General features: G+C 69.1%; 5 protein-coding genes and 1 pseudogene. 4 read left to right on the top strand and 2 right to left on the bottom strand.

Annotated features, from left to right (window positions below):
* Positions 1–171: 171 nt before the first annotated feature.
* Positions 172–462: pseudogene (locus DQW85_RS06795) on the bottom strand (ABC transporter ATP-binding protein); the annotation flags it as partial.
* Between the two features lie 239 nt (positions 463–701).
* On the opposite strand from DQW85_RS06795, the gene DQW85_RS48510 reads away from it, so the two are divergent.
* From DQW85_RS48510 to DQW85_RS06775, 4 genes are all read left to right on the top strand, one after another.
* Positions 702–1,346 carry a hypothetical protein gene (locus tag DQW85_RS48510; RefSeq protein ID WP_240196975.1) on the top strand — a complete coding sequence of 215 codons (645 nt, stop codon included), beginning with the start codon at positions 702–704 and terminating at the stop codon, positions 1,344–1,346.
* 99 nt (positions 1,347–1,445) lie between these two features.
* A complete protein-coding gene (locus tag DQW85_RS06785) occupies positions 1,446–2,744 on the top strand; it encodes an ABC transporter substrate-binding protein (RefSeq protein ID WP_113699532.1) in 1,299 nt (432 codons plus the stop codon).
* A gap of 52 nt (positions 2,745–2,796) precedes the next feature.
* Positions 2,797–3,684 carry a carbohydrate ABC transporter permease gene (locus DQW85_RS06780; protein WP_113699531.1) on the top strand — a complete coding sequence of 296 codons (888 nt, stop codon included), beginning with the start codon at positions 2,797–2,799 and terminating at the stop codon, positions 3,682–3,684.
* On the top strand, positions 3,681–4,541 hold the full coding sequence (locus tag DQW85_RS06775; RefSeq protein WP_113699530.1) for a carbohydrate ABC transporter permease: 861 nt from the start codon (positions 3,681–3,683) through the stop codon (positions 4,539–4,541). Before DQW85_RS06780 ends, DQW85_RS06775 begins: the two co-directional genes overlap by 4 nt.
* Here the strand turns inward: DQW85_RS06775 and DQW85_RS06770 are convergent.
* A partial coding sequence (locus tag DQW85_RS06770) for a histidine phosphatase family protein (RefSeq protein ID WP_162794794.1) occupies positions 4,481–4,958 on the bottom strand: 478 nt, incomplete at its 5' end. The two genes, DQW85_RS06775 and DQW85_RS06770, sit on opposite strands and share 61 nt — an antisense overlap.

Here is a 4,958-nt window from a genome sequence, read left to right as displayed (position 1 = left end):
GCCTTCGGCGGCGCAGCTGGCGGCGGGCCGAAGGCGGCGCGCGGCTGCGGCGTCCTCCCGTGTGGGGCGGGAGCGGGCTGGGGCGCTCCCCGTGCGGCGCGTGGAGGGGATGGCGAGAGGAGGGAACGCGCGGCGGCCTCGCCGCGTGAGGACCCTGCGGGAACGGGCGGCCTAGCGGTAGGCGGAGGACTGGAGGGTGTAGAGGCCGTCGAGTGACATCAGGGTGGCGTGGTCGCCCTGCTCGGTGATCTCGCCGTGGTCGAGGACGTAGATGCGGTCGGCGTAGCGGACGCTGGCGAGGCGGTGGGTGATCAGCAGGACGATGCGCCCGTCGGAGTGGCCGCGGATGCGTTCGAAGAGGGCGTGCTCGGCGCGGGCGTCGAGCGCCGCCGTGGGCTCGTCGCAGATGAGCAGGTCGGCGTCGCGGTGGAAGCCACGGGCCACGGCGATGCGCCGCCACTGGACCCTTGCCGGTGCCCATCAGATTCTCTCGAGGGGATCGTCGCCTTCAGGTGACGGGGAATCGGGAGTTCTGCTGCGCCCTACCGCAAGGCAGGCGTGACGGTCCCGCGCCCTACCGCAAGGCAGGCGTGACGGTCCCGTACGGCGAGCAGTCGGGCGAGTTGAAGCACATCCGCGCCGACGACCCCGGGGGGCAGGGCCGGTGGTCGTTCTCTTCCCAGCAGGCCACGCTGCGCAGGTTGGACAAGGCGTTCCGCGCGTTCTTCGACCGGGTCAAGGCAGGCCGCACCCCGGGCTTTCCGCGGTTCAAGGGGCGGGGCTGGTTCGACACGGTCGAGTGGCCCAAGGACGGCGACGGCTGCCGGTGGGACTGTCAGCCCGAGCACCCGGCCGCGACATTCGTCCGCCTTCAGGGCATCGGGCATGTCCGCGTGCACCAGCACCGGCGGGTGCTCGGCACCGTCAAGACGATCAGCGTCAAGCGGGAAGGCTCCCGCTGGTTCGTGGTGCTGTCGTGCGAGGACGTGCCCGCCGAAACGCTGCCCGCGACGGGCGCTGCCGTCGGCTTGGACATGGGTGTGGCCTCGCTCGTCACGACGTCGGACGGGGCGCATGTGGCCAACCCTCGCCACCTCGCCGCGACAGCTGACCGCCTGGCTGCCGCGCAGCGGGATCTTGCGCCGAGTTCGCCTGTCAGGCGTGCGGGCACACCGCGCACGCCGACATCAACGCGGCAACCAACATCCTCAGGGCAGGGCTTGCCCTTCGCCGGGCTGCGGAAGCGGCTTAGCGAGAAGCCGCCTCCTGCAGGAGGCGCGCCGACAATTCCCCGTGATGACGTGGCGGTCCTGGGTATGCGGACCTGTTATCAGCACATATCTTGACGGCCCGGAGTGCGAGGTGGGTTGATGGCCCTACTGACAACGTTGTCAAAATCACCACTTCGGGGTATCGCGGAGGGACGGTGTGCGATGCGACGAAAGATGAGACGACCGTGGGTGGCGGCCGTCGCGGTCACCATGGCGAGCGTGCTGAGCCTGGCCGCCTGTGGCGGCGGTGGCGGAACCGGCCAGACGGCCCAGCCCACCGCTGAGGGCGGCGGCAAGAAACAGGTCGAGGTGTTCTCGTGGTGGACGGGACCGGGCGAAGCCGACGGCCTGAAGGCCATGCGGCAGATCTTCGAGCAGCAGAACCCGTCCTACACGTTCTTCGACGCCGCGGTCGCGGGCGGCTCCGGTGACAAGGCAAAGGCGTTGCTGCAGTCGAAGCTGCAGGCCGACACCCCGCCCGACACCTTCCAGGGGCACGCGGGCGCCGAGCTGCAGGGCTACATCAAGGCGGGCGACCTGGAGGAGCTGAACTCCCTCTACGACGAGCTGAAGCTCAAGGACGTCTTCCCGTCCCAGCTGGTCGACCAGATCAGCGTCCAGGGCAAGATCTACTCGGTGCCGGTGAACATCCACAGGTCGAACGTCCTGTGGTTCAACCCCACCGTGCTGAAGGAGGCCGGCGTCACGGCCCCGCCCAAGACGCTGGAGGAGTTCGTCGCCGCCCTGGAGAAGGTCAAGGCCAAGGGCAAGATCCCGCTGTCCATCGGCTCCGAGTGGACGGTCACCCACCTGCTGGAGAGCGTCCTGCTCGGCTCGCTCGGCACCGACGCCTACAACGCGCTGTTCAAGCCGGGCGCCGACTGGAACAGCCCGCAGGTGACCAAGGCGCTGGAGTCGTTCAAGAAGATCTTGTCGTACGCGGGCGACCCCCAGGACGACTGGCAGCCCGCGGCCAAGCAGGTCGCCGACGGCGAGGCCGCCTTCAACATCATGGGCGACTGGGCGTACGGCTACTTCCACAACCCGCCGGAGGGCGGCCTGGGCAAGAAGTCCAAGACCGACTTCGACTGGGCGCCCGCGCCCGGCACCGAGGGCACCTACCTGTGGCTGTCCGACAGCTTCACCCTGCCCAAGGGCGCGAAGAACCGTGACGGGGCCATCGCCTGGCTCAAGGTCGCGGCCAGCAAGGAGGGCCAGGACGCCTTCAATCCGAAGAAGGGCTCCATCCCGGCCCGCAAGGACGCCGACCAGTCCCTCTACACCGACTATCTGGCCGACGCGCTGAAGGACTGGTCGAGCAACAAGCTCGCCGGCTCCATCCAGCACGGCGTCGCGGTGAACCAGCCGTGGCTGGCCTCGATCAACGAGGCGGTCGGCCTGTTCATCGGCACGAAGGACGTGCCGGCGCTGCAGAAGGCACTGGCCGAAGCCGCGCAGGCGAACGCGCAGTGAGTCGCGGCACGGCAGGCGTCACAGGGGCGCCTGCCGTGCCCACGTGGAGGGAATGCTTGTGAGGCGGGTACGCACCTGGCTGCCGGGCCTGCTCCTCGTCGCCCCGTCGATCGTGCTGATCGGCGTGTTCGTGTACGGCATGCTGGGCTGGAACTTCCGGCTGGCCATGACGGACAAGCACGACGAGGTGTCGGAGGGCAAGTTCGTCGGGCTGGAGAACTTCCTCGGCATCTGGGACCTGCCCAGGTGGCACATCTCGGTCAACCACGCGATCATGTTCACGGTCGTGTTCGTGCTGGGCGCGCTGGTGCTCGGCTGGTTCCTCGCCTTCCTGATGGAGAAGGGGATCAGGGGCGAGGGCTCGTTCCGGGCGATCTATCTCTTCCCGATGGCCATCTCGTTCGTCGCGACCGGCATCGTGTGGCGGTGGCTGATGAACTCGGGCATGGGGGAGCGGGCGGTCGGGTTCAACCGGCTGTTCGACGCGATCGGGCTGCCGCAGTGGCAGTGGTTCCGGGACCCTGACTGGGGGATGGCCGCGATGGCCCTCCCAGCCATCTGGCAAATGTCCGGATATGTCATGGCTTTGTTCCTGGCGGGCTTCCGCGGCGTCCCCGAGGAGCTGCGCGAGGCCGCCCGCGTGGACGGGTGCAACGAGTGGGGCGTCTACCGGCACGTGGTGCTGCCCCTGCTGCGCCCGGTGACGCTCTCGGCGCTGATCATCCTGGGGCACATCTCGCTGAAGGTGTTCGACCTGATCGTGGCGGTGTCGGGCAAGCAGATCATCACCGACGTGCCCGCGGTGTTCATGTGGGTGGCGGTCTTCGACTCCCACGACCCGGCCAAGGGCGCCACCATCGCCTCGTACATCGTGCTGAGCGTGGCGATCTTCGTCATCCCGTACCTGATCTGGTCCGTGCGTAAGGAGAGGCGCTCATGACCGCCGTGGCGGCCCGGCGCGGGCGGGTGTTCACCGGGGTGCGCCTCGGCATGCTGCTGGCCCTCGTGATCGTCTTCCTGCTCCCGATCTACGTCCTGCTGGTCACCAGCTTCAAGCCGCTCACCGAGGCCGACCCGAGCCAGGCCTGGAACCTGCCGCAGACGTGGACCCTCGAAGCGTGGCGGGTGGCCTGGGAGAAGCTCGCACCCGGCCTGTGGAACAGCGTGCTGCTGGCGGTGCCCGGGTCGGTGCTGTCATGCGTGCTGGGATCCATGAACGGCTACGTGCTGTCGAAGTGGCGGTTCCCGGGCGCGGACGTGCTGTTCACGCTGTTCCTGTTCGGCATGTTCATCCCGTACCAGGGCGTCATGATCCCGCTGGTGCAGCTCCTCGTCGGGCTGAACGAGCTGACCGGGCTGCAGGGCGTCTTCTACGGCGGAATCCCCGGCCTGGTGCTGGCGCACGTCGTGTACGGCATCCCGATCTGCACGCTGATCTTCCGCAACTACTACGTCACCATCCCGGACGAGCTCATCGAGGCCTCGCGCGTGGACGGCGCGGGGATGCTGCGGACCTACTGGTCCGTGGTGCTGCCCGTGTCCGGACCGGCGGTGGCCGTGGTGATCATCTGGCAGTTCACGTCGCTGTGGAACGACTTCCTGTTCGCCGTCTTCCTGACCGGGCCGCAGAGCTGGCCCACCACGGTGATGCTGAACAACATCGCCGGCGCCCAGGCGACGCCGTACAGCCAGCAGATGGCGGCGGCCATCCTGGCGTCGATCCCGACGATGATCATCTACGTGGTGCTCGGCCGCTTCTTCATGCGCGGCCTGATGGCCGGAGCGCTCAAGGGCTGACCGGGAAGGGCCCCGCCGGCGGCTCCGACCGGGGTGTTGAACTGCAGGACCGCGACCTCCTCGCCGCGCAGGCGCAGCTCGGTGAGCGCGCAGTTGCCGATGTGGGGGAACAGCCGCCGGTACGAGCCCAGCGGCACTCCCAGGAGCCGGCACAGGGCGAGCCTGATGACGGTCGTGTGGGCCACCACCAGCACGCGCCCGCCCGGGTGGGCCGCGCGGACGTCGTCCAGGGCGAGCGTGAAGCGGGCCGCGGCTTTGTACGGGTCCTCCCCGCCCGGGAGCGGGTGGCCGGCCGGGTCGGCCTCGAAGGCGGCGCGCGCCTCCGGGAAGCGTTCGCGCATCTCGGCGGGGGTCAGCCCGTCGCCCTCGCCGAAGTCCAGCTCGCACAGCCGGGCGTCGAGCCGCGGCTCCAGGCCG

The organism is Nonomuraea lactucae, assembly GCF_003313395.1.
GTDB lineage: Bacteria > Actinomycetota > Actinomycetes > Streptosporangiales > Streptosporangiaceae > Nonomuraea > Nonomuraea lactucae.
This window is presented reverse-complemented; position numbering and strand designations above follow the sequence as displayed.